This window comes from Hymenobacter pini (assembly GCF_020421205.1).
Lineage (GTDB): Bacteria > Bacteroidota > Bacteroidia > Cytophagales > Hymenobacteraceae > Hymenobacter > Hymenobacter pini.
This window is the reverse complement of record NZ_JAIZZH010000002.1, coordinates 255,651-280,694: the sequence shown is the minus strand read 5'-3', so window position 1 is coordinate 280,694 and position 25,044 is coordinate 255,651. Positions and strand designations below refer to the sequence as shown.

Sequence of the window (25,044 nt, the reverse complement as noted above, 5' to 3'; positions counted from 1 at the left end):
CGCACGCGTGTTGCTACCTCTCTTATCACGGGTTTTATCACGGGCGCGCGGCGGCCGGCCGCCGCTGGTACGACCCTTATTTTCCACCACTTCATGCACCTCACGGACATTGCCTCTACCGGCTTCATTGCCGAGCACTTTCAGGCCCTGCTCGCCCGCCTGGAGCAGCTGCAGCAGGCGCTGCCCACCGGCGGCACGCCGCTGCCCCGCCTGCTGAGCATTGAGCAGGTCATGGAGCACTGCGGCGTGAGCCGGGCCACCGTGCAGCGCTGGCTGCACAAGGGCAAGGCCGGCCGGCAAGGCGCTACCATCACGCTGCAGGCCTACTGGTTTAGCCCCACTCAGCCCAGCATTCCCTGGCCGGCGCTGGCCGCCTTCGGCCAGGGCCTGGACTTCGACCTGAGTTCCCTGAATCTGGGCGCGGCCGCCCCCGCGCCCGCGCCGGCCCGGGCGACCCGCTCGCGTAACTGATCTATCTGTCACGCCCCTTTCTTACCCATGCCCGCTACTTACGCCCTTTACACGGCCCGGCCTGCCGCCGGCCCTCCGCGCTCTTTCCGCGACTTTCTGCTGGCCGAATACCAGCAGCCCATACACTTGCTCGGCCTGGAGCACCTGCGCCCGCGTACCAGCGTGCGCCGCCCCCAACTGCTTGTCGAGCAAGGCCAGCTCAGTGAGCAGCTGGACTCCGTGCGCTTTCTGCTTTCGGTGGCTCGCCAGCACCCCGGCCGCTTCCTAGAGCAGGAGCAGGTACTGCTTGCCAGTGAGCAGCGGCTCACGGAGCGCCTGGAGTCCGTTACCGGCTTACTACGGGAAGGAGGGATGTCGAATGGCTGAGGGAGCAGACCGCGAAACGCCCGGCATCTTTCAGCTCTGGGAGAGGGATATAGCCGAGGTGCGGGAAAATCCCGCGGCCATCCACAACGTGGGCGGCTGCGAGCAGGAGCAGCTGGTGGAAACCATGTTCTGCGATTACGCTGCGCTGGGGGCGGCCCTACTTGTGTACTACGAGGCGGGCCTATATACCAGCGAAGACCTAGAGGTGGAAGGGGAAATCAACGATGAGACGCTGGAGCGCGAAGAAGCCGACGTTCAAGCGTACCTCACCTTCGATTTGCGCAGCTTTCTAAAGTCCCGTCAGTCCTCGTGGCTGCCCATCCAACGAGTGAAGTTTTCTATTTCATCCTTTGCTTGGCCGTTCTATAAAGCAGGGCTGCTCAAGTACGCTGCTTTTCTGCAGGTGCTCTTCTTCCGTCGTGATAGTGCGGGTACTCCAGAAATCGGCATTGGGTACCAAGTGATAGAAACGTTGCTGGGACTTGCGCATCAAGCCGGGGAGGAACAGGCCTATGCACGTATGCGCAGCGTCCAGGAAGGAGGGCCGCGTAATGGCTAAGACGACTACTAATTGGTTTGCCGCCTGCCCGCACTGCGGCGGGGAGGGTATATGTCCCTCAGGCCAGTGCCCGGTACGGGACTCGCCAGACCGGTCCAAGGCCCCCAGAACCCGTCGAATGCCCGTAGCGGCCGGTAAAGCACCCCCAGTACAACCAGGTGCTACCGGCCGCAAGCCCATCGGCCTGGATGTGACGGCTTCGGGAAGCATTGCCAAGCGCGATGTGCTGAAGATGTGGGAGGAGTTGCCGGAAAATCGCTCGGGCAGCATTCAGCCCATTCCCTACGGCAACCGGGGTTCCGCCATCGAGCATTTTAGCATTCGCGTGAGTGGGGCTATGCCCGAAATCAAGGATTTCCTCTCGCGCAACAACTGGCTACTACGTTTCGAGGATAGCCGCACAACCCGGTTAGGGGTGAGCTGCAGCCAGCTACAAACAAAGGATACGCGCCAGCCGATTCCCGGCCGCTATGGGCTGTACCTGCAGATCCACGAACGAGGCTAAGTCGACCATTTCCCCCGCCCACACCTAGTTGTACACTGCCTCCATCGGCGCGCCCCGGCCTGTTTTTGACCGGGGCGAGCGAAGCCGACCGTTCCCCAGCGGGTGGGAACGAACGATGGAAACCGGGCCAGCTCGCGCTGGCTGGGGGCACGGAGGGTCTGCCAGCTAGCAGCCCGGCTCGTAGCGGCCTGGACGGGAATACCCGCCCCCCGGTGCCCGCTACGGCCACTTTTACCCCGCGTTCTGCTCTCTATTTTTTCTATGTCCGTTCAACTTCTTTCTCTGGGTAATTGCCTGTTGTACTGGCACCGTCGCGTCGACGCCCTCTGGCATCAAACGCCACGCATCCAGGTCGAGCGCTGCATCACGCGAGGACCCCGGGCTGGGGTGCAAGAAACCATTGTGCGCCGGGGCCGGCGCACCGTGACCGATGGCGGCAAAGCCACTGGCGAGGCCTTGCTCAAGCAGTACCGGCGCACCGTGGAGCGACTGCTTGCGCAGCCGCTGCTGCTGCAGGCGCACCGCACCGATACCGGCCAACTGCTGCTGCCCAGCATCCTGGTGGATGCTCGCCAGCTCATGCAGAAGCGCAGCCTTACGGAGCGCACGATGCGCACCCACCTGGCCCAGCTTATCGACATTGGCTTTATCGTGCGCAAAAAGTGGCATGGCCGCCAGCGCAGCTTTGAATTGTGGATCAACCCCGACTTCATTCTGAAACCCGCCCAGAATCCCCCAGAAATGCTCGATGAGCCGGCTGTTGGGCAGGCAACAAGCTGCGCGGAAGATGCCACAACCGGTACAAAATTTCCGGTTAATGAGCTTCCTGACCTTCCAGAAACGCAGAAATATGAAATCGGTGGGTGTGGAAAAAATGCCTCGGACGATGAGGCCGAAAGACCCTTTCCGGAAACGGAGGGTCGCCAGGCGGGCAGAAAAGGGCCCCACGCGTCGGAATGGGGCACTGGCGGCGGCGGCGGCCGGCAACCGGCGCTGCCGCCGGCGGTGGATAAGTGGCCCGCAGTGGGGGAAAACCAGGCCAAATACGCCGGGTACCTCACCGAGGCCTGGCTCAAGGCTCAGGCCTGCGTCTACCCGGGCATTCGCTTCAACGAGCAGCAGCAGCAGCTGGCCCAGCAGGCAATACTGCGTGGGGTGTACGCTGGCTTTCAGGACCCGCACTTTAACTACGATGCCTACCACCGGGGCGTGCTGCGCCGTCTGGAGCTAGTCGAGCTGCACTTCGCCCGCCACCAGGGCCGCTACAAAGCCGGCATGCCCTGGGCCGAGATGATCAAGGGAAAGGGCTATTTCGACGCGGAAAACGCGAAAGGCTTCCGGGGTACCATCGCCTGGCTGGTCGCTGACCGTAAAGCCTACCAGCTCAGCCAGCTTAACAAAGCGGTAGCCGAGGCTATTCGGGAGCTTACGCTGCGCCGCAAGCTGGATCGGGGGCAGAAAACGCCCCTACGCCTCGCGGCCCGCATCAAGGCCACCAGCTTCGCCGCACTTTATCAGCAGCACATTGCTCGACTCGATCAGCTGGCTGGCCAGTTGGGCACCGATAAACTCAACAAACGTGTGCTGGCGCTGCTCTAAGGCCAGCCGCTTTACTCTTCCAATCTTCTCCATGGTACCCACAACCGCTTGCCCGACTACCGGGCCCGCACACCTCAAAAACACCGCGCTCTGGAAGGCTCGCGTGTACTGGAGCCACGTGAACCCAGGCCAGGCCGGGCAGATGGACTTTTACAGTTTCGACAGCAGTGGCCGCTTTGCCGTAGCCGACCCCGCGCGCTATGGCCTGGCAGGGCTGCGCAAACTGGTGGACAAGCTGGGAGCGAAAGTGGCCCGCTGCGTGATTTACGAAAACCTCACGGCCGGCCGGCCCGAGTACTGCCGGAAGGAAAACGGAACCTGGACCCGATGAGCGTGCCGCAGCTGGACCAGATAGTGGCCCTGCACGACGACGAGGCGCACGCACTCGGCAAAGCCCGGCACATGTACCACCTGCGTGAAGGCCTTACCACCGTCCCTGGCACAGGAAGAACTACGGGCAGTCACGGCCGAAGCGCGCGGCCTCCTGAACACAGTGTAGGGCAAACTGCACCGGAAAGCGCTATGGCCTGGCAGGGTATTGCCAGCTGCAGCCCCCGGTAGCGGGCCAGTAGTGGCCCGGTAAACGGCTGCTTAGCTACCTCCTTGCGCATCTTTTTCTGTCTGGTCAGAACCAACCAAGTAGGTGGGGACCGAAAGGTTCTGCTGGCAGATCAGTGCTGTACCGCGTGGTGGGCTGTAGGGATACATATCCCTACGGCCGAGGGCTCGCAGCCCTCCAGTACTTCTACAATAGCGTAACGGCCAGTAGCGGCCGTTGTGGTACCGCTACTGGCCGCTACTGGCTACTACGACAGCCCATCAACCAGTTAGGAGAGCTGAATTTTCATCTCGTACTGGCCCGGGAGGCCGTAATGCTGGTAGAAAGCTAATACTTGGTGTACGGTAAGCCGGCCGTGGGTGTGAATGCCAAGTTTCTGGCACCAGCGGGCAATGGTGCCGGTATGGATGTCGTACTCTTGGGCGAGTTCTTTCTTGGATTTGGGGCGCACCCCCATGGTGGTCTGGCTAGTGAGTTGCTGCACGAGTAATGGGAAGAGAAAGTGGCAAAATGACACGAGACGGCCGGGTGGGGGTGCGGCGCACGTTATGCAAGATACTAGCATTTTTACCAGAATACTAGACTATTTCCAGGCATTATCCAGCATTTTCGCACAGCGCCGAAGCCGCACCCGCCACCTTTCGGGCACTGTGCTAGGCAAGCGCGGCGAGTCGAGCGGTAGCGGCTGCCACTGCTGGCCGAGTCCTTCTGCGCGCCTCTTCTTTCGCGTCGGGGCCCGGTGAACCCCTGTGTGGTCCCGGCCCACTTTCCTGCTTTCCGCGAGGCGCGTACCAGAAGAACATGTAGCGCCAGGCAGCGGGGGCCTGCGGCCACCCGCCGGCTACTAGATCGGCGCTTGCCGGGTCCAGCACAGGGTGAAGGGAACCGCCAGTATCGGCCCAGTAACGGGGCCGGTACTGGCGGCCGCTTCCAGTGTTACGTCCGCCTTATTTCTGCTCTATGATCTGCTCTGTGGCCCCGGCAAGTCTGCCAGTACGCGCCAAATTCAAGTATGAACTAGCCCGCGAATACGGTTTGCACCGCAATACCCTGCGCGTGTGGTGCGAGCAGGTGGGCATTCACGGACGCAGCCGCCTCTCGGTGGGGCAGGTCACGCAGTTCTATCAGCACTTCGGCTTGCCGGGCCTCTACCAGCAGCCCGTGGAGTAGGGCTTGGCATTGGCCACCACGGAAGTTACGCTGGCTTTTCATTCTTTTCTTCCTCTTATATGCAGCAAAAAGACCTGCTTCTCATGGGCGGCATCGGCCTGATTCTCTACGCCGCCCTTCGCCAGACAGCGACGCCCGCCCGGAGCGCCGCACCGGCTCCGCCCCGCTACGTGCCGGCCCCCCAAGTCGTGTATCAGCCCAGTCCAGCCCCGGCGTCCTCGTCGGGGTCCGTGTGGGAGAAGCTGCTAGCGGCGGGTAGTGTCGCGACGGGCTTACTGAATTCGGGCACTACGCTGTGGAACACGGTCAAGCAATCGAAGACAATGCCCTTTGCGCCCCCCACCACTACGCCGATTCTGCCAGCCTACGTGTAGCAGGCGAACCAGTAGGCTAGAAAAGGCAAGTAGATAGCTGGTATCTGTCCGAAACAGAGGACTGGGCAGCCTCTCTGCCTAACGGCCTCGTCCTCCCCGTTACCGGCGCCGGTAACGGGGAGGACGAGGCCGTTAGGCAATAAAGGAATTCGGCGGAGCGAATGTGGATGCGCTGCTCAGACGTTTGAGTTCGCTACTGTGCCTTTTCAATGGCAATGGATGACGGCAGACCGATGGCGCAGGCATTCTCTGAAGGATGCCAGGGGAGCAAGTGCAAGGACGGGTCTTTGCCCGGCTTTTAGCCTTAATGGCATCCGGGCGAGTTTCGGGTTAGCGCAAAACGTAGAACGGCTACCCAATCTGGGTAGCCGTTCTCGTGAAAGCGGATTTCCTGTCAGCCTACCGGACCAGTACCAGGCGGGTGTGCAGCGGGGTAGCACCGGGGCCGATTAGGCGCAGCACATACGTGCCCGCGGGCAGGGTAACAGGCAGCCGCACGGGTAGCTGCGCCTGATCTGTAGCGGGAAGCAGCGGCTGGGTAGCGAGCTGCCGGCCCGCATTGTCTAGCACCTGCAGGGCCAGGCGTTGTCCAGCGCGGCCGGTAACAGTTAGCGTCAGGGGCTGGTCCGGACTCGCGGGATTGGGAGCTACGGTAAGCGCGGCCGTCGCGCTGCTACCCAGCGGGCCCACGGCAACAACGCGGCTGTAGTGCCGGCTGCCATCCTGGTCCTGCTGCTCCAAGCGGTAATAAAGCTGGCTCACTGGGGCCGATGCGTCCAGGGCCTGGTACTGGCGGGCCTGGCTGCTGGTGCCGGCTGCCGCCCGGGTCAGGACGGTCGAGAAAGTGCGGCCGTCCAGGCTGCGCTGCACCTGGAAGCTTTGGGCACCCACCTCCTGGGCCGTCGCCCACGTTACCTGCACGGTTCCCCCGGCCTGCCGCTGGACGTCGAAGCGGGTCAGGGTGACGGGTAGCGGGCCGGCGGGGGCCACAAAGGCCCGGGCCGCTGCGTAGCTGTTGGCCACGCGCAGGCCGTCCAGCTGCAGAGGCGACGTGTTGGAGCCCTGGCGCAGGGCGACAGCCCCGATGCTGGCCGGAGCCGAGCTGGCCGCTTCCGTGCTGGTAGCGTTGGCAGTCGCGGGCTCGCTCTGCCCGGGATTCACGTACAGGCGGGTTTCAGTGCCAGAGGGCCCGAACGTGTAGCGCAAGGTCAGCAGGTAAGTAGTGCCCAGCTCGTAGAAGGCCGGGTCCCACTGGGTCGTAGTGCCGCTGCCGGATACGCCGAACTGGACCTTGCCCCCAGTCGCCGCGCGCACAAACAACCGGGCCCGGAAGGTGCTGGCCACCGGGTCGGGGCTCAGGTGCAGGAAATAGTCCGCAGTGGAGGCGCTGCTCACGTTGACCAGGACGGAGGCGTACACGGCCGTGCCAGCCCCCTGGCTGGCAAAGGTCCGGTTCACGTCCTCACCCGAAGCCGTTAGGGCAGCGGCGGCATTGGCGGCGGCGGGACGGTTGGCGGCCGTCGACGTGTAACTGGTCTGGCTCAGACCCGGTGCGGCAACCAGGATGGCATTGGTGCCCGGGACGCTGTGGGCCGTCCAGCCATGGTCGGTCAGCCGGTCCCCGGCCGGGTAGTCAAAGTTGTCGGCCAGGAGCAGGCCGGCCGGCGGGGCCGGGGTGGAGAGCGTCAGCTCGCCGTGAGGAGTGAGTAGGTAATTCTCCGCCCCGCTGGTCGCGTTATCGTTGTAGTCGAAGACGGCAAACGTGTATTCCGTATCGGCCGCAAGGCCGGTCACCGTTAGCGTGGAGGCGTTGCCGGCCAGCACGACGTAGGTACCGGGCGTAGGCTGGTCCCCCTGACCGAAAGCGGGATCGGCGGCGTAGGTGGTCCCGTCCGTGGGCTGGAACGACAGGGCTGGGCCGGGCGTGACCACCAGCAGCTGCTTGGCCCCGTTGCCCCCGCTGATGCTGAGCGTCACGCTGGTGGGCGCCACGGTAGTGGCCGTGAGCGTGCTGGCCTGGGTCGGCTCCACGGCCAGGACCACGGCCGGCGTGGTCACGCTGACCTGTTCGCCGTAGCTGGTGCCCTGGGCATTGGTGGCGTAGGCGCGCAGGTAGTAAGTGGTACTGGGCTGCAGGCCGGTCAGCTGGCTGGTAAAGGAACCCGTTCCGCTACCCTCCTGGGTGAACTCGTCCTGGGTAGTGGGGGCTTCGGTGGTGGCGTACACCACCCCGCGCACGGTAACCGGACTGCCACCGTCTTCGAGCACTTCCCCGCCGCTGGTGGCGGTGGTCGCCGTCACGGCGGTAGTCGCTGCGGTGCGCAGGCTGGGCGGATAAACCGGGGCAATGCCCGTCCCGGATACCTGAATACCGGGCAGGGAGCTGGCCCCCGACGTTGCGACGGTGATGCTGCCGGTGGTGGCCTGCGCCAGCGCCGGCACGAACCGCACTTCAACCGTGGCCGAGAGGCTGCCGCCGGTGGGTGCGAGCGAGAGGGTGGCACAGCTGAAGGCGGTCGAGCCGGCACGCAGCTGGAAGCCGGCGGGTGGGCTCAGCGTTACACTGCCGGATAGGTTGCTGCCCGTCAAGGTTATGGTCTTGGGGGGCGAAGCGGCGCCCACGGCTACGTTGCCGAAGTCCGGTACCGGGTTAGGCGTAGCGGAAACTGTGGGTGGGGGCGCGCTTACGGTAATGGTAACCGGGGTGCTGGTGCCGGTCACGCTCCCGCAGGTGCTCGTGGCCCGGGCGACGAGGTAATAGGTGCCGGCCACCGCGCCGAAGTCCGCGCCCTTGGGCGTATAGCTGGCCGCGGTGGCCCCGCTGATCGTGGTGGTAAAGGGACCCGTGCTGCTAGTGCTGTACGCCCAGGTAAAGGTGGAGGCCGCAGTGGCCGAAGCATCAATGCTTGTGCCCGCGCCGGTAGTAGTCAGGCTCTGCGGCCCGTCCGGCTGTAGCGTAACGGTAATGCTGGCGGGCGGGGCCGTCAGGATCAGGTCCGTGGTGTTGGCGGTACCCAGGGTAGAAGAGGCCGCGTGCACCACGCGGATGCGGTAGCCCGTACCCGCGGCCGTGCCGGCCGGGATGGTCGCCGCGATGGGGGAGGCCGAGCCAGTGCCGAGCAGGTTCCGAGTCAGGTCGGCGGAAAAGGCGCCGCTGGCATCGGAAAGCTGGGCGGCAAACGAGCCGGTGAGCCCGCCGGTAACGGTGAATGGTACGGAAACGGCTGCGCCGCTGCCGCTCACGCAGAAGGGGCTGCCGGCGATGGTACCGGTCGTGATGGTGGGCGCGGCCGGGATGCCAGTTGCGGTGGCCGTAATCTTAAGGTTATCCAGGCTGACCTTGGGACGGGAGCCGGTAATGGTACCCGTGCCGCCGGCCGTGTTCTGCAGATAGAAGCGAATTTTGGCCGTGGGCTTGTTGTCAAAGGCCGCCGGCAGGGCCAGGGCCGTAAGCTGCCCGTTGGTGGCCACATTGTTGGTGAGCACCACGCTGGAGCCGGGCAGATCCACCCAGGCCCCGCTGGTGCCGGTGTTGGTCTGGAGCTTGAAAGTGGACTGGCGGTTACCGGTTGAGTTGGCCACGCTGGCCCAGTCCACAGTCAGCGTGCCAGCGGTGGTGTTGCTAAAGTCCAGGCTCAGATCGAACGCCGCCGCGGCGCTATTGTCGGTGGAGCCGGTGGCCAGCAGCACGATGGAGCCGGTGAGTTTCTGCACGCCGCCGCCGTTGCCGGTGCTAAAGACGGTGTTCTGGTTGGGTAGCGTCGGGCTGGGGGTGGCCACGCCGAACGTGGCCGCCCCGGTGCCGGAAGCAAAATTGGTGGTCCAGTTGCCGATCTGGTCGAAGTTTTCGGAGTACGCGCCGTTACTTAGCGCGTAGGGCGTCTGGGCGCGGGCACTCAGGCCCAGCTGCCCCAGCAGCCAGAGGGTCAGGAAGAGAAAGCGAAAGGTAGAAGACCGCATGGGAAAGTCAGAAAAACGGGACGGGAAATAGCCGCGGCCTTAGTTGGTGGGACCATTATCAACCTGGGCCTCCACTGCCTGCTGCACACTCACGGGCAGGGCCGAAAGCAGGTCAAGGCCGGTGGCCGCCTCGATGGCATCGACCGTGGTGCGGTACTGGCCCCAGTTGGAAGTCATGCCGTTATCGTTGGGCGTGTCAATGGCAATGATGCGGGTGCCGGCGTTTACCCGGCTGATGTCGTTGGTACCCATGGGCAGCACCACAATCACTTTCCAGACGCGCTTGGGCACCTGAATGCGGCCCTGGTCGATGGTTTCGGCGTACACCGGCCGGTCCGGCTGGCCGCTCACGCGGATGACGCCGCTGCCCCCCTTGCCGTAGGAGCCCATAATGATGTAGAGCTCATTGCCGGCGTTGATGAGCGTGCGGCCGTAGTTTTCCAGCGCCGCCCAGGTCTGCTGGTTGTTAGTGGGCGATTGGGGAATCATGTTGGTCATTAGGAACGTGGCCGAGTTGTCCGCCACGGAACTGGTACGGTCAGCCGAGGGGCAGTTGTGGCCCCGGTCGAAACCGGAGCCCGAATAGCTGCTGCCCCCGACCTGGTACCAACCGGCGGGCAGCGTCGGGTCGTTGCGGAAGTTGTCTTGGCGGGCAGTGGAGCCAATCCACTTGGGGGCTAGGTACCAGCTGACCCAGTTGGGCTTGCCCTGGTCGCGGTGATAGCTGAGCGCGTACTGGGGCTTTTCCAACAGGTAGTTGGTCGGCTGGTTCACATCCGCTACGGCCCCGCTGGGGTTGCCCATGGTCAGGTGCTGATCATCCCCCGTGGCCACGGGCGGGGGCGAAGTCGCGTAGCCGGCGACCGTAAAGTTGTCCAGGTTGAGGCGGGCGGCTCCCCCACTGACTTTTCGCAACTGGAAGCGTAAGCTACCGGGCACATCCACGGCGAAGGAAGCCGTCTGCAGGGCGTAGCCGGTGGCCACCACCGGCTGGCCTACCCGCACCCAGTCGGGACAGCCCTGCGTCTGGTACCAGAGCTCAAAGGCGGCGGTGGCATCCGTGCCGTAGGCGGCGTGCTGCACGGTGACGGTACTAGCCCCATCGGGCAGGAAAAAGTCCATCGTAAGCGTACCGCGCTGCTGGAGGCGGGCCGCCTGGGTGCCGGCCCGGTGGTCCTGAGCTTCGGCACCGAGTACGGCGTCGTCGAAGATCCAGGAGCCGGTGCCCAGCGTGACGGCGGCGGCCGGGTAGGTGGTTTTCGTGCCGGAATCAAATGATTCCGTGGTGGTCGTCTGGGCCCGGGCGTTCGGGGCCAGCCATCCGGTCAAGGCCAGCAGCAGGGGGATGCCGAGGGCCCGGGGGAGCGTAGAGGAGTGCATCAACTAGACTGAAAGGAAAGAACTTAGCGAAGAACAAGTGTTTCGCAGCCTTAAAGCTAGCTAGATTTTGCAGTTGCGCCAGAACGGGCTATGGGATGATAACAATTCGGAAACACAAGTGAGCCAGGCTGACGCAGTCTGGCTGCTCGTACAACGAGGTGTTCTTCGCCAGCTGCCGTGCTGCTGCCACAAAGCGGGGGCGATGTTTAGCCTTTGCCAGTGCTACGTAGGTAGTTCCAGTATATCACCTGTGGCGATTGTTGAAGAAGTGCTCATCCTAGGGGCGTGCATCCCTCTAGGTGTCACTATCCGCCAAAAAGTCCCCTGCCCGGAGTAGATAACCGGGGCAGGGGGCTTTTTGGTGAGTAGGCGGCTGCTGCGTTAGGGTAGCAGTACCGGGCCTAGGCCATCAATGTAACCGCTCCAGTAGTCAAATGCATTCCAATCCCCAGCCTGAGCGGCTGCCGTACGTTCGGCTTGCGCCGTTTCATAGGGACCGATCAAATCATCGTTGGTAACGGCGGCGGACCGCACGTACCCACCATAAATCACCCCACGATGATAGTCGGCATTGCTTGCGGCCTGCTCCGTGCGGCCAGTGGCTTCAGCGGCCTGCAGGTGAGTAGTTGCTCCAAGCAGAAGCAAGGCGGCCAGGACTGAGAAAGAAAGCTTTTTCATAGCAGTGGAAAAGAGGTGGATGAGCAATCCAAGATCCACGCAACTGAAAGGAAGAGCAAGGCTACTGTCTGCCAAATTGTGACATCATTTACTACCTATATGAGGGTTCAGTCAACATGTCCAGAAAACGGACGGTTTACGGACAGTCTGACCGGACATGAAAACGCCCCCGAAAACGCGGTTTTTCGGGGGCGTTTTTGATACCCTTTTCTGGACAGTCATTCGTACTCAGAAGCCGAGCCTTTTTTGGAAAACGGCCACTATTCGGGCAGGACTACGCGGACGCATTAGCACAAGCCATTTACTCTACCAGCAATCTGGCAGTGGAGCTACCAGAGCGTACGAAGTACACGCCTACTTTCAGGCCCAGCACATCCAGCTGCGTGCTTGTTTCCAGGGCAGGCACTGTTTGGGTGCGTACCAACCGGCCCAGGGCATCCAATACCTCGATGCGCTGGGTGGTTGCTGCGGCTGGTAAAGTGAGCGTCGTGTACCGCTGTGTTGGGTTTGGGGCAAGGCGTACCGATGCCGTAGCCTGCTGGCCTGAAGACCGGAGTGGGAGTCCGCCTACGCGGGCAACGTAGCCCACGCCCGAAACAGATGAGGCGGAAGTAAGGATAAGTGAGCCAAACGAGGCCGGAGGGGCAAAATCACCTCCAACAATGACTACCGCACCAGTAGGATCAGTCAGGATGCTTGAATTTGTGTCCGAACCTTGCCCACCGGCCGCTAATACCTGCGTCCATTGACCGGCTCGGCTGAGGCGGGCCACGTAGATATCAGCCGAACCGCTCAGGTCTGTCCCAGCCGGGGCCATTGAATTCGTGAGGGTGAAAGCCCCAAAAGTTGTCGTAGCTCCCTGAAAAGTACCGGCGATGAGAATGTTGCCCTGGGCATCCAGCGCAATGCTGCTAGCACTTTCATGTCCACGGCCGCCGCCCCGTACGGCCATATTCCAGCCCTCCGATTTGCTGTAACGTGCGACAAACACGTCAGCCGTAGTAGATGTGCCGTACGGAGCATTTACATTGGACAGGGGCGGTTCCATAAAGCGGGCCGTACCGTAGAAAAGGCCCGTAATTAGCAGGTCTCCGTTAGTATCCGCCACCATGGCAGTGGGTACGATGCTATTCGTGCCCAGTACGGCAAAGGATTGGGTCCACGTTCCCGCTGTACTTAGTTTTGCCATAAACGGGGTAGGAAACGTACCCGGGCTGCCAAAGAAGGTGCCGATATTAGACATCATGTTGGTGTTTCCCAGCTGCAGGTAATAGCTAGTAAAATAGCCGAGTACATTCAGGGTTCCATCTGGTTCAACAGTAAGACCGACTGCTAATTCTGAGCCACTACTGCCGGCGCTGACTGCTTGCGTCCATGTGCCAGCCGCGTTTAACCGGGCCACGTAGAAATCCCCTGTAGGGTACTTGGAATCGTCAATGTTCGTGACGCTTAGGGAACCAAACCGGCAGGGAATACTAAAGAAGTTTCCCGCCACGGCCACGTTTCCGGCTCTATCCAAAGTGAGCTCAGTAAGGTAATCTGCCTTAACTCCGCCGGCTTGCACTACTTGCGTCCAGACTCCAGCGGGGCTCAGTCGGGCGACAAAAATATCCGTGGAAACGGAGCCGATGGCCAGATCCGTGTTGGAAAGCTTACGAGTATCAAAGGTGATGGATGGCCCGCTGAAGTCTCCCCCCACCACAACTGTATTACTGGCATCCACCGCTATAGCTCGCGGAAAGACTGATCCACCTTTTTGGGCGTGGATGACATTGGCCTGCAGCCACGCGCCCGCCGGGCTCATACGGGCCACAAATCCTTCTACCTCCCCCGTTGAGGTGAGGGTGCTGCTGCCCAGCGTAAGCGTACCCGAAAACGTACCGGCAACTACAATGTTGCCGTCTCTATCCAAGGCCGTCACCCGCACGGAACTGCCACGGGTATCTGTTGCGGGTGCTGCCGCAACCCATTGCCAGCTTTGCCCGAATGCCACACTGGTACAGCTGAGCAGTAGTATAGCAACAACACACGATAACCAATAAGTAAAAAGCCTCATACTTTGAACGATACTAGAAATGATTGACTAACAAAACTACACATTTTGGTGTGTGAAAGTTGGAGGGAGATGCGAGTAAGTAGCCAGTTGCTGACTAGATGTTTGGTAGATTTGGGATATGACAGCCGCTATCTACGCCCGGGTGAGCACTCGGGACAAAGGTCAGGATAACGAGAACCAGCTACGTGAGCTGCGGGCCTTCGCGGAGCGCAAGGGTTACACTATCTACAAGGAGTACACCGACCAGGAGTCGGGTGGCAAAGCGGAACGGCCGCAGTTTCAGCGGCTCTTCCTGGATGCGCACCAGCGCCGCTTCGACGTGGTGATATTCTGGGCTCTGGACCGCTTCAGCCGTGAGGGCGTGGTCGAGACACTCAACTACCTGCAGAAGCTCTCGGCTGCCGGCGTACAATTTCTATCCTTTACCGAGCAGTATCTGGACAGCACCGGCATTTTCAAGGATGCCATCATCGGTATCTTGGCCACGATTGCCAAGCAGGAACGGGTGCGGCAGGGGGAGCGAACAAAAACAGGCCTAGCCAAAGCAGTGGCCAATGGCAAAGTGCTGGGCCGGCCATCAGCTGATGGTCATCGTGAGCACGTGCTGCGGCTCAAGGCCACCGGTATAAGCAATCGGGCCATTGCCACCGCCCTGGGGCTTTCACCGACCACTGTAGGCAAGCTGCTATCAGAGCCTTGCTCGTGATTCAGGTCAGTACTATTACGAGTTGAGTTTCAGTATTTATTTGAGTCAAATACCATTTTATCAGGATAGCTTCCGTTTTCACCCTGCGATATTTTAGTAGGATGAATAACCATCTCTCTACTTGGGCAGCGGAGCATCCATTTCCTCCTACTACAGAACAAGCTCGTATCGAGTTTGTAGCACTCCTGATAACCCTATCCGGTCAATATGCTGAACCCGTTACGGAGCAGCAAACAGCCTTGCTTGAATCCTATGCACAGGGGGAAACTACACTAGCAAAGCTATCAGATCAGTTAGCACATCTGTAGAAAATACATCAGGTTTACTGTCCTTTTTGACCGAGGCAGGGGGTGGCAGTTTTGGGCCTCAATCAACCCAAAACCAAACCCTCAGCTTATGAGATGTTACATCGTTCTGCTGTTCGGCAGCCTTTGCTTTATCCTGGCTACGGTCTGTGGCGGGCCAGCGCCGCCCCCAGTGGTGCCGGCACCGGTGGACTACTTCTACCAGGAGCGCAAGTTCTCACCGGTGGATCATTCTGCCGAAGCACCTGCTCCTGAGCAGGTGCGCGTGACGCAGGTAGCCACGCCAAACACTGGAGTCGAAGTACCCCGGCCGCGTTTCTACCAAAGATGGCGTCGTGTGCATGGCCGCTGGTATTACTTTACTTACCGAAAAGGCGAGCGATGAGCCTCGATATTAGGTAGAGAAAAGGGTATAGGCACTAGGGCGTTGCCGACACCGTATCCGCCACCACTTTTTATTAAAACCCGCCTCAAATGATTTTGAAGCGGGTTTTACTGCTCTATTAAAAGTCCGGGTGGGGACGGCTTTTTTTGTGCCTGCTTTTCAGTTTCTACATAGGATGTCCTCCTTGCTGATAGCTAAGCAGGATGCTGATTATTCTGGCTCCAAGTACGCGCCTGGTCGCACAAACTTGGAACTACCCACTTGCTACAGCCATACCTTTGAGCTTTCGGTGGCCTATTCATTCGGCTTCGGGCAGCAGAGGATGCAGGTTACCTGTGCAGAAGTCGGACGATGCGCGCTTACCTTTACCTGCACTGAAAAAGCCCCCGAGCTATTGATTTCAGGGGCTTTTCAGTGTGTTAACTGGGCAGGTATTGATGTCCGGGAGTTATGAGTTCATTGCCGCGTTAAACATTAAAAAATGATACCCTGCTTGAGGGAACAGCTCTTTTCGTGCTTTTGGGCCCAGAGTATACGGCATCATCCTCCGTATCATGGTCTATGTAGGCACAGGCACCAATCAGGTTGTTTTTGCCAATAGTGACACCCTCCCGAATAACGCAGTTCAGGCCCAGATAGGTGCCATCACCGATTGTGCATTTGGCTCCGACAAGGCAGCTGGTTGCCATAATATTAGAGCCAACCCGTGCGTGATGACCAATTTGCGTGCCGCCGATAATCGAATTATCTCCAATCTGCACAAATGGATGAAGCTCGGTAGAAGGGTCAATGAACACATTCTCGCCAATCACCACATTGGGCCAGGTTAATGCCCTGGAGCCGATGTAGGTGAAGCACGTATAGCCGAATGTTTTAATAAGGGAAAAGGCCTGAGCACGCCGCAGGTTATGCCCTAGGGCAATGTGAACCTGGTATGCCAGAGGCGGAAATAACGAGGGCAGGTCCTCCACGCTGATGATAGGTAAGTGGAATAAGGTAGGCTTATGTGGGTCGATGTAGGCAGCATCCACACAAAACGCTACTACTTCGTGCTCCGTGTCCTGAGCGAGAAAGTAATACGCAAGCTCTGCCTGCGTACCAGTACCATAGATGACAATGTTCATGATCTGTGATTTACCAATCGGAATATGAAGTGAGAACAGGGCGCTTCTTGCGGGCGAGTACCTGGCTGCCGGCCCAACGGCTGACCACACCAACCAGGCTCTTTAGGTTCTGGAAGCGCACTCCAGGCCGCGCACGCAACGCCCGTACCAGAAAATAGGTAGCCTCCCGTGGAGAGCCTTCACGTACTAGGCCATCGGCCAGAGAGAGGGCATGTGTGTACAGCGCTTGGCGAACCAGAGCAGCGTGAGCGGTTGGTGCAAAATGCTTGGCCAACTGCTCAAACATGTGAATAAAGCGGCGCTGGTTGGTAGTGGGTGATGCACCTGACCACACCCCACCGGCATGGCGGCGGTACGCAGCCATAACTTCTGGCAGCCTGCTGATTACACCGTGGGCTGCCTGCATGATAACAATCGGGTAGTCAAGCAGCGCTACGGTAAACAGCCACTCGGGCAACTGCAATTGCTCACGGCGTAGCAGCATGGAGCAGGTCATCGGAATAGTTCGGCCGTAGGTAACCAGCTCCTGCATAGTATAGTTTTCCCGGTTGCTGGTAACGCGCAGAATGTGAGCATGGGCTCCTTCTACAATCTGCACTTCGTGAAAGCACAACGCCACCTCAGGATGGGCAAGCAAATAATCCACCTGCTTTTGCAGCTTGCGCGGATCAAGCCAATAATCATCGCCTTCCAGTGGAGCCACAAACCGACCTTTCGCAACGGCCAGGCAGGCCTTTAAATTAAGGCCCATGCCTTGGTTATGAGCGTGGTATAGCGGTAAAATCCGGTCGGGATACTTGCGCGCATACGACTCGATGATGCGACGGGTTTGATCGGTGGAGCAATCTTCCCCAATAATCAACTCGTACGCAAAGTCGGTCTGCTGCGTGAGCACGCTCTCAATTGCCTGCTCGATAAAAGCGGCGTGGTTATAGGTGAGCATGAGCACGCTCACCAACGGCAGGTGGGGCATCTCAGGCGGCAGTGGTAGGTTGCTCAGAAAGTGCCAACCGTATACACGTGGTTATTAAACGCACCTGCTCAGGCTGCAACTGTTGGTAGAAGGGTAAGCACAGCACCCGCATCGACATGGCTTCGGATACCGGGCACGGAGTATAGTTGGGCAAATAGGGTAAAGTATTGAGGGAGGGGAAAAAATAGCGTCGGGTTTCGATATCCTGCCGGGCAAGCGCCTGCTGCGTGTGTACGAGCATCTCATGCGTGGCAAAGATGACGGGGAAATACGCGTAGTTATACGCCAGCGAATCGGGTAAGTGAGGGTAGGCCAGCGGCAAGCCGGCTAATTCTTCCCGGTAGAGAGCATACAAGTGGGACCGGGCATGTATAAAGGCCGGAACTCGTGGCAGCAGGCACAGGCCCAGCGCTGCATGAATCTCAGAAGCCTTGCCATTGATGCCGGCAAGGTGATGTTCGTCCTGATTGTAGCCAAACGACTTCAGGAGCCCGATTTTTTCCGCAAGTTCCGAATATTGCGTGACCACGGCCCCGCCTTCTCCCATGTGAAAGAGCTTGGTAGCGTGAAAACTGCAGGCCGTCAGGTCACCGTAGCTGAGAAGTGAACGGCCGTTGTACCTGGCTCCAAAAGCATGTGCGCCGTCATACAACACCTTCAGGTTATACCGCCGGGCAACGGCCGCAATGGTCTCTACATCGCACGGATAACCATACACATGCGTGGCAAGAATAGCCTGGGTGCGTGGGGTGATGGCCGCCTCAATCAACCGGGCATCAATACAAAGTGTATCCGGATCAATATCGACGAATACAGGAGTACAGGCCTCCCACAATATTGAGGTAGTAGTAGCAACAAACGAGAACGGAGTGGTAATAACTTCCCCCGTAATCTGCAGGGCCTGCAAGGCCAGCTGCAGGGCTGTAGTGCCGTTCGTGGTTAACTGCACGTACAATCCGTCCAGAGTGGCAGACAACTCCCGTTCCAGTTGTTGAACAAGAGGGCCGTTGTTGGTTATTCGATTGCTATTCCAGATAGCCGAAAGCCATTCCGTATATTCCTCAAGCGGAGGCAAAAAACTAGTAGTGACTTCAATCACAAAAAACAGAGAGGAACCAAGAATGACTCAAGAAATTCTTGGGAGATGATTTAAAAAAAAGTGCAACAAATATAGATTATTTTGTAATAATTTTTACTGCAGTGTTGGCTAGAATGTAAAAGTATAGCAATAAAATTCAGGACCGTTGGACCTGCCACTACGTAGAAAGCCTAACTAACCGAGTTCTAAGCGGAGCTTCTTAAAGTAGAAAAACTGTTCCGAATAAGAAGCCTCTGCTGTACTATCAATTTACTGCGCAAGCTCTGCCGACTACGGGAAAGCCCCGGAAAAATATGCGCCCGATTTCGGGCAGGGGGCCAGCACGTGCCATCCTAAGGGCTTCTGGTGTATTTAGGAATCAGGCTTGGCGCAAACACTATTCTTCCATATTCTGGTTTTTCTATATCCTGGCAAAGAGAGCCGCTCTGACATGTTGGGCAAGAATAAGGCGGGATGAGATAGTGCTCATCCAGGTGGATGATGTCAGGCAGAAGCGGCTCTGGTAGGTTTACGGGGGAAACAGACGGGAAGAAGCAGAGGCAGCTTACCGCAGCCACACCTGCTGCAGCAGCGTGAGCCCCTCCAGTACCAGCTGCCGCTGCCCCGCCCACGAGTGGTACACGTGGGGTGAGGGGGCCAGCAGTTCCAGCAGCTCATCGGCGCGGTGCGGTACTGCCGGTTCCTGTGGCAGATAAGTAAATAAAAACCGCTGCGCCGCATCCAAGGGCCCCTGGCCGCCGAGTTCTTCTGCTTCCGTGGCTTCGGCCAGGCGTTGTCCCAAGGTCTGAAGTTCAAGAAGAAGGGCAGGGGCTACCATCGGACGAGGAAATGTTTATTTGCCTTAAATCTACTCCTTGGGAGCATGCCATAAAAACAAGAATACAGTCCTAAAGATGTTGATTTGCAAGGCATTGCGGTACTTCACTGTAAGCCAGAACGTCCTTGGCGGGGTGGGTGAGTCCGCCTGAGCCAACTGCTGGGCGTGGTTATCAAAGGCTGCCTGCTGCCTGAGTTAGCCTAGCAGTGCGGCGGCGGTCAGGAGCCGCGCCTGCACCTGTTGCCAAGCCAGCAGGTGGGCTTCCTGGCGCAGGCCCTCCAACTGGGCCAGCGCCTGCTCTATCCGGGGTAGCTGGTGCCGGCTCAGGCCGGTGCGTTGCCAGCAGACCTCCTGCAGATGTTGCTGCCACTCGCGTACATACATGCCCAGCGCCCGCCTTTCCAGCTCCGAGCCCTGGGTAATGGTACTCACCAGCTGCTGCTGGCGCTGAATGATGCGCAATTGGTACGGGAATGCCATTGCTAGCGCCTGAACGGTCCAGCTCCTAAAATGTTTTGATTTGGGCCTTGTGACCTTCTCTATGCCGCTCACGCGCTATGCGAAGGTTATTATGGTCAGTGCTTTGCGTATAAGAAGTGTACCGGGGTTATTGCGAAGCCATAAGCGCCTCGTAAACTTCGGGCGGGCCGGCGGGAGGCTGTGCATTCTTTCCTGAACATCCTGGTACGGCAGCCGTAGGAGACAGCGCACCTGGAAGAGACTATCTTGCGGGGGAATTACACGCTTGCTCCGTTCCACATTTTGCATGTCTACTGCTTCTGAACCCGTATTGCCGGCCGAGCTAGGTCCGCCAGCGGAACTGTTGGACACGCTGCTCACCATGTCGCTAACGGCAGTGGCTGTTCTGAAACCGCTCTTTGATGCGGATCAGATCCATATTCGGGATTTTGCCTGGGTGTACCTTAATCCGGCGGGCCAGCGTATGCTGCAGCAGCCGGAGCAGCCACCTCTTTCGCTGCTGTCGTTGTTTCCCACGGCCCAGCAAGATGGTGTGTTTGCCAAATGTTGCGCCGCCTACAAAACCGGTGAGCAGCAGCGCCATCAGACCAACTATCAGGCCGATGGGCTGGATGGCTATTTTCTGCTCGTAGCCCAGCGCCACGAAAACCTGCTGGTTGTCAATTTTACCGATACCAACGAGCAGCCCCGCACCCCCGTGGAGCAAATGCTGCGGGAAAGCCAGGCCCGGGAGCGGCAGGCCCGCGCCGAGGCCGAGCAGGAACGCAGCCTGCTGCAGGCCTTACTTGCGCAGGCACCGGTTGCCCTGGCCTTGTTTCAGGGCGAAGAGCTGCGTATAACCGCGGCCAACGAGCAAATGGCCACCATGTGGGGGCGCACCCCGGAACAGGTCTTTGCCCGGCCTCTGCTGGAGGCGGTACCTGAATTGCAAGGCCAGGGATTTGACCACATGCTCCAGCACGTGCGGGAAACGAAGGTGCCGGTAACGGGCACGGAAACGCCGGCTACCCTGCTGCGCGACGGTCGGCTGCAGACCACCTACTACAACTTTGTGTATCAGCCCCTGGTGGATGCCCAGGGAACCGTGCTGGGCGTTATTGATGTGGCCGTGGACGTGAGTGAGCAAGTTCGGGCCCGGCAGGCCCTGCAGGAGCTGAACCAACAGCTGGAAGCGCGGGTGGAGCAGCGCACCCGGCAGCTGGCCCAGCTGAACGAGGGCCTGGAAGCACGGGTGGAGCGCCGCACCCGTGAGCTGGAAGCGGCCCGCGCCGAAGCCGAACGGCAGCGCGGCGAGCTGCAGCGCGTTTTTGAACAAGCCCCGGCGGCTATTGCCGTGTACCGGGGGCCCCACTACGTTATTGAGCTGGCCAACGCCACGGTGGCCCGCCTGTGGGGGCGCACCCAGGAGCAATTGCTCGGGAAAGGGCTGTTTGAGGCGCTACCCGAAGTAGCCGGCATGGGCTACGAGCAACTGCTGGACCACGTGATGGCCACTGGGGAGCCGCACATAGCCCACGCAATGGAAGCCCAGCATGACCGGAACGGCCGGCGCGAGACGGTGTACTGGGACTTCGTGTACGTGCCCATGTACGCCGAGGACGGCATTATCAACGGGGCAATGGTGGTGGCCAACGAAGTAACCGCCCAGGTACTGGCCCGCCGGCAGCTGGAGCAGCTGAACCAGGAGTTGGAAGCGCGCGTGCAGCAGCGTACGCAGGAGGTGTGGCAGCAAAGCCAGCGCCTGCTGCGCTTGGTGGAGCAAGCTCCCGCGGCCATTGCCCTGCTGAATGGCCCCAACTTTGTATTCGAGCTGCTGAATGCCAGCTACCAGGCCCTGTTTCCGGAACGGGAGCTGCTGGGCCGGTCAATGCTGGACGCGGTGCCCGAACTGCGGCAAACGCCGCTGGTGGGCATTCTGCAGGACGTGTACCGGACGGGCATTTCATTTGAGGGGCGCGAGTACCCGATTCCCTTCATGGGGCCAGATGGGCGGGAGCACAACCGCTACTTTGATTTCGTGTACCAGGCCCGCTACGATGCCGCGGGCACCATTGATGGGATTGTGGTGTTTGGCTTTGACGTGACGGCCTCCGTGGTAAGCCGGCAGCAGGTGCAGAAGCTGAACGACGCCCTGGCCGCTGTGAACCAGGAGCTGCTGCGCTCCAATCAGGAACTCACCGAGGTGAATGCGCAGCTCACCCGCGTGAATGTGGACCTGGACACGTTCATCTACACCGCCTCGCACGATTTGCGCGCCCCTGTGCTGAACATCGAGGGGTTGGTGGCAGCCTTGCGGCAGGAGCTGTTCGATGAGCCAGTGGCCAAGGCGGATGTGGAGTACATGCTCAGTCTGATTGACCAGGCTGTCAAGCGTTTCCAGACAACCATTTCGCACCTGACCAACATTGTACGTCTAGAGCAGCGCACCGGTGAAGGCCGCCAACCGATAGAACTGGCGGCGCTGGTGGAAGATGTGCGGCTGGATTTGGCCCCGCTGCTGGCCAACGGCCCGGTAGAATTACTGATTGACGTGGCTACCTGCCCCGTGGTGCGCGGCACGCCCAAAGACATCCGCAGTATTCTCTTCAACCTGCTGAGCAACGCCATCAAATACCGGGCTCCCGACCGGCCGGCGCGGGTGAGGCTTACCGCCACCTGCGACGCGCAGTGGGTGGAGTTACGCGTTGAGGATAACGGGCTGGGCCTGTCCGGCAGCCAGCAGAAAAAGCTCTTCGGGCTGTTCACCCGCCTGCACGACCACGTGGAGGGCTCAGGCGTCGGGTTGTACTCCATCAAGCGCCTGATTGAAAATCAAGGCGGGACTATCCAGGTGGAGAGTACCTTGGGCGTTGGCACTACGTTTCGAGTGCGCCTACCCCTGTAAGTATTTCTTATTCGTAGGCAACAGCCCGATTACAGGAGAGAAAAGGTCCTGCGCTTTTTCTCTCCTGTAACCGGGCTGTTGTTTTGAACATATAGCCCATGCGTCAGGGCTTTGTAATAAAACGGCGGGCCTTCATCTGACTCAGGGGCAGCATATAAAGGCCTTCTCGTGCCCTGTGTAGCCACCAATTCTGTATTGCGGCATTGGGCAAGGAGGTAGGTGCATCCCTGCATCCAGCAATATGGCGTAACAAGTAGTTGTGTACTAAGGAAAGTCAATTACTGATTTTGGTTGGTGCGAATGGCTGATAACAGAATGGTAACGTTACTGACTCGTCACAAAACGGGCTTTCCATACTGAAACCGAATTACCGAAGGTGCTAGGCAACCCTAGTATGCAAACACTGCAGTTTTCGATTAGCACGTCACCGGATTAGCAGGATAAATCGAAGTGTACTCTTCAAAGAGTGGTAGTGTTTCCAATGGCTGTGTAAGCAATGGCCTAGTTGGACGAATAATTCAGCGCTGTATAACACTCTAATTATCATGAGGTGAATAAGGCGTTACTGCGTAATGCTGTTACAGAATGATCCACCGCATTTAGCTAAACCTACCCGGCTGATTTATGGGCACAAGAGTAAAGATCTGGTGCGAAATGAAGGCCTCAGGCAGCAGCTTAGAGCATTTACATAGCTCAATAGCAACCATCGGTGCAGGGCTGGAAAGACAAGGGAATATGGGTTAAACACATGTCACAAAGCTCAGCAGTTAGGGCTTGTGACCAGCTCAAAGGGGCTGGTAGGTTTGCAGCAGTATTCACCACAATCCTACATCCCTTTCAGTACCCCGTTTATGAAAAAGCAACTCGTGCTTTCCGCTCTCAGTGCCCTTGTACTGCTGGCCTCCTGCGAGAAGGAAGCATCTATCCAGCCCGGCAGTGCCTCAGCCGCCCAGCAGAAAAGTAACAATGAGGAAATCGGTTCCATCGAAGGTGTCAAAGTAGACAACGGCCGCTTCATTTTTGAAAACCGTGAATCCGCCGCTAAAGCGTTGAGTCAAATCGGCGAGATGAATGAGGAGGAATTCCAGGGCTGGTTGAAATCTGTTAGCGGCGGAGAGTTTACCAGCTACGTAATCCAGGATTCAACCTTTGAGTTGCCGCTGGCCTACAACCGCGTGCTCAATAAGGAGGGTGCCTTCCAGGTTGGTGACGAAGTAGCCATTTACCAGAAAGGCCGCGAGTTCGTTGCTAATGCCAACGAATACGAGGAGATTCGTTACTCGGGCAAGGTAGAGGGCTTGCCCAGCATGGAACTGGTCGCCGCTCCGTTCCAGCCGGAAGGCGAGGGTTATGAGTCAGACCCTACCGTGCAGCAGCGCGGCAACTACAATGTGCAAAAGCAATTCTCCTACCAGGGCCGCAACCGCAAGCTGGTTCATGAAGTGATAGGCTGGCAGGACCGGTGGTTCCTGGTGGTGGAAGCCCGCAACAAGTTTGAGTACCTGAAGAAGCGCACCTTCGGTCCGGATACCTGGGAAATTGAGAGTACGAACTGCTACAAGGAAATGGCTCCCATGAGCATTTCCTGGCGCAGCTCCTTCACTGTTTTCGGCAGTGGTGGTCCCGGCCAGGCCAACTTCGGCACCTACAAAACCACCTGGGGCAATAACACGCTGGTAAGCAACGTCTACCTGCCAGCAGACTGCATCAACTACGTACAGATTAAGGGGGGAATGTACTCTGAATTCTGGGGCAATGAACTCAACTCCCGGAACCTGACTTGGAACTACTCCGGCTTCTGCAAATAAGCTCCTGCACAGGTAATTTGCGTGTGCGTACAAGCCCCGTTGCCCCTGGCAACGGGGCTTTTGTGTGAAGGTTATAGCTGACGGTCTATTGGAGGTAGCTTTGGTGTTCACTCCTGGATGCCCAGTGGGCTGCAGGCCCAGGCGCGGGCGGTCGGCACATCGGCAAAATGCCGGAGTTCAAGCGTGAGGCTCGACACGGGGAAAGTGTATTCCTCCTGAATCAGGGCGCGGTTCAGCCAATCATCTGACTCAACCAAGGCCAGCCGACGTAGGCCACTAGCCGCCAGCGTCGGCAGAATAGTGGTGCCAATCCAGGCCAGGTCGTCGCGTTCCATGGGACCCAGGCGTCGGTCGTCGGCTATCCAGGCCGTGACCTGATGCTGCTGCACAAACGCGACGGCCTGCAGCACGGCCTCACGAAAGAAGGCGCTGCTCACGTAATCGTTCCACACGGCTTCCAGGGCCTTGCAGCCAATATCGTGCAGGTAGAAGGTAACAAACGGGAAAGAGGCAAGATGTACCATCGGGGCAGAGGGCAAAGGCGCCTATAAGATCGGACTAGAAATAGGATAAACTGGTAGCTTGACGGGGTGACAACTCCTGATGCTACAGCCGTACACGTACGGCCAGAAGCTTCTATAGTTCTGCTGCTAGATAATTCAGGTACAGATATAGCTACGTACAGTACACCATTAGTTGGTTTGCAGGGGTAGTGCTAGGAGTTGATGCCTGCATAATTTTATAGCGAATATTAACTACTAATTTATTTAGATATACTAACTAAAT

At 59.0% G+C, this 25,044-nt stretch carries 22 protein-coding genes; 11 read left to right on the top strand and 11 right to left on the bottom strand.

Features of this window, described 5'->3' with window-relative positions; all coding sequences use genetic code 11:
• The first annotated feature begins 93 nt into the window (after nucleotides 1-93).
• From LF252_RS07630 to LF252_RS07605, 6 genes are all read left to right on the top strand, one after another.
• Nucleotides 94-471 (top strand): helix-turn-helix transcriptional regulator, encoded by a 378-nt coding sequence (locus LF252_RS07630; RefSeq protein WP_226268986.1) that lies wholly within the window; start codon nucleotides 94-96, stop codon nucleotides 469-471.
• A gap of 27 nt (nucleotides 472-498) precedes the next feature.
• On the top strand, nucleotides 499-837 hold the full coding sequence (locus tag LF252_RS07625; RefSeq protein ID WP_226268985.1) for a hypothetical protein: 339 nt from the start codon (nucleotides 499-501) through the stop codon (nucleotides 835-837).
• Nucleotides 830-1,396: a hypothetical protein gene (locus LF252_RS07620; RefSeq protein WP_226268984.1), complete on the top strand. Its 567-nt coding sequence runs from the start codon at nucleotides 830-832 to the stop codon at nucleotides 1,394-1,396. The genes LF252_RS07625 and LF252_RS07620 overlap by 8 nt, the downstream gene beginning before the upstream one ends.
• A gap of 118 nt (nucleotides 1,397-1,514) precedes the next feature.
• Nucleotides 1,515-1,901, top strand: coding sequence for a hypothetical protein (locus LF252_RS07615; RefSeq protein ID WP_226268983.1), 387 nt, complete (start codon nucleotides 1,515-1,517; stop codon nucleotides 1,899-1,901).
• A gap of 261 nt (nucleotides 1,902-2,162) precedes the next feature.
• Nucleotides 2,163-3,500 carry a hypothetical protein gene (locus LF252_RS07610; RefSeq protein WP_226268982.1) on the top strand — a complete coding sequence of 446 codons (1,338 nt, stop codon included), beginning with the start codon at nucleotides 2,163-2,165 and terminating at the stop codon, nucleotides 3,498-3,500.
• Nucleotides 3,501-3,531: 31 nt separating this feature from the next.
• A complete protein-coding gene (locus LF252_RS07605; RefSeq protein ID WP_226268981.1) occupies nucleotides 3,532-3,831 on the top strand; it encodes an SRR1 family protein in 300 nt (99 codons plus the stop codon).
• A gap of 496 nt (nucleotides 3,832-4,327) precedes the next feature.
• Here LF252_RS07605 and LF252_RS07600 read toward each other — a convergent pair whose 3' ends face one another.
• Nucleotides 4,328-4,543, bottom strand: coding sequence for a hypothetical protein (locus LF252_RS07600; RefSeq protein WP_226268980.1), 216 nt, complete (start codon nucleotides 4,541-4,543; stop codon nucleotides 4,328-4,330).
• 476 nt (nucleotides 4,544-5,019) lie between these two features.
• Here LF252_RS07600 and LF252_RS07595 point away from each other — a divergent pair, with 476 nt between their 5' ends.
• Together LF252_RS07595 and LF252_RS07590 are read left to right on the top strand one after the other, a co-directional pair.
• Nucleotides 5,020-5,229 carry a hypothetical protein gene (locus tag LF252_RS07595; RefSeq protein WP_226268979.1) on the top strand — a complete coding sequence of 70 codons (210 nt, stop codon included), beginning with the start codon at nucleotides 5,020-5,022 and terminating at the stop codon, nucleotides 5,227-5,229.
• A 59-nt stretch (nucleotides 5,230-5,288) separates the two neighbouring features.
• Nucleotides 5,289-5,603, top strand: a complete 315-nt coding sequence (locus LF252_RS07590; protein ID WP_226268978.1) for a hypothetical protein — start codon at nucleotides 5,289-5,291, stop codon at nucleotides 5,601-5,603.
• 399 nt (nucleotides 5,604-6,002) lie between these two features.
• Here the strand turns inward: LF252_RS07590 and LF252_RS07585 are convergent, their stop codons facing one another.
• The 4 genes from LF252_RS07585 to LF252_RS07570 all read right to left on the bottom strand — a co-directional run bounded on the left by LF252_RS07585 (nucleotide 6,003) and on the right by LF252_RS07570 (nucleotide 12,810).
• Entirely contained in the window at nucleotides 6,003-9,563 is a 3,561-nt protein-coding gene (locus LF252_RS07585) for a beta strand repeat-containing protein (RefSeq protein WP_226268977.1), read from the bottom strand.
• Nucleotides 9,564-9,602: 39 nt separating this feature from the next.
• Nucleotides 9,603-10,943 carry a DNA/RNA non-specific endonuclease gene (locus LF252_RS07580; protein WP_226268976.1) on the bottom strand — a complete coding sequence of 447 codons (1,341 nt, stop codon included), beginning with the start codon at nucleotides 10,941-10,943 and terminating at the stop codon, nucleotides 9,603-9,605.
• 381 nt (nucleotides 10,944-11,324) lie between these two features.
• Complete coding sequence (locus tag LF252_RS07575; RefSeq protein WP_226268975.1) at nucleotides 11,325-11,621, bottom strand: hypothetical protein; 297 nt, start codon at nucleotides 11,619-11,621, stop codon at nucleotides 11,325-11,327.
• Nucleotides 11,622-11,922: 301 nt separating this feature from the next.
• A complete protein-coding gene (locus tag LF252_RS07570; protein ID WP_226268974.1) occupies nucleotides 11,923-12,810 on the bottom strand; it encodes a T9SS type A sorting domain-containing protein in 888 nt (295 codons plus the stop codon).
• 985 nt (nucleotides 12,811-13,795) lie between these two features.
• Between LF252_RS07570 and LF252_RS07565 the strand changes: the two genes are divergently transcribed.
• The gene (locus tag LF252_RS07565) at nucleotides 13,796-14,383 is read left to right on the top strand and encodes a recombinase family protein (RefSeq protein ID WP_226268973.1); all 588 of its coding nucleotides are present in this window, start codon (nucleotides 13,796-13,798) and stop codon (nucleotides 14,381-14,383) included.
• A 1,157-nt stretch (nucleotides 14,384-15,540) separates the two neighbouring features.
• On the opposite strand, the gene LF252_RS07560 is transcribed toward LF252_RS07565, so the two are convergent.
• From LF252_RS07560 to LF252_RS07540, 5 genes are all read right to left on the bottom strand, one after another.
• Nucleotides 15,541-16,197: an acetyltransferase gene (locus LF252_RS07560; protein ID WP_226268972.1), complete on the bottom strand. Its 657-nt coding sequence runs from the start codon at nucleotides 16,195-16,197 to the stop codon at nucleotides 15,541-15,543.
• 10 nt (nucleotides 16,198-16,207) lie between these two features.
• On the bottom strand, nucleotides 16,208-17,140 hold the full coding sequence (locus tag LF252_RS07555; RefSeq protein WP_226268971.1) for a glycosyltransferase: 933 nt from the start codon (nucleotides 17,138-17,140) through the stop codon (nucleotides 16,208-16,210).
• A gap of 31 nt (nucleotides 17,141-17,171) precedes the next feature.
• Nucleotides 17,172-18,269, bottom strand: coding sequence for a DegT/DnrJ/EryC1/StrS family aminotransferase (locus LF252_RS07550; protein WP_226268970.1), 1,098 nt, complete (start codon nucleotides 18,267-18,269; stop codon nucleotides 17,172-17,174).
• 544 nt (nucleotides 18,270-18,813) lie between these two features.
• Nucleotides 18,814-19,050: a hypothetical protein gene (locus tag LF252_RS07545; protein WP_226268969.1), complete on the bottom strand. Its 237-nt coding sequence runs from the start codon at nucleotides 19,048-19,050 to the stop codon at nucleotides 18,814-18,816.
• Between the two features lie 231 nt (nucleotides 19,051-19,281).
• The gene (locus LF252_RS07540; protein WP_226268968.1) at nucleotides 19,282-19,566 is read right to left on the bottom strand and encodes a hypothetical protein; all 285 of its coding nucleotides are present in this window, start codon (nucleotides 19,564-19,566) and stop codon (nucleotides 19,282-19,284) included.
• Between the two features lie 286 nt (nucleotides 19,567-19,852).
• On the opposite strand from LF252_RS07540, the gene LF252_RS07535 reads away from it, so the two are divergent.
• Entirely contained in the window at nucleotides 19,853-22,450 is a 2,598-nt protein-coding gene (locus LF252_RS07535) for a PAS domain-containing sensor histidine kinase (protein WP_226268967.1), read from the top strand.
• A gap of 851 nt (nucleotides 22,451-23,301) precedes the next feature.
• A complete protein-coding gene (locus LF252_RS07530; protein WP_226268966.1) occupies nucleotides 23,302-24,258 on the top strand; it encodes a hypothetical protein in 957 nt (318 codons plus the stop codon).
• Nucleotides 24,259-24,365: 107 nt separating this feature from the next.
• Here the strand turns inward: LF252_RS07530 and LF252_RS07525 are convergent, their stop codons facing one another.
• A complete protein-coding gene (locus tag LF252_RS07525; protein WP_226268965.1) occupies nucleotides 24,366-24,782 on the bottom strand; it encodes a hypothetical protein in 417 nt (138 codons plus the stop codon).
• Nucleotides 24,783-25,044: the final 262 nt, after the last annotated feature.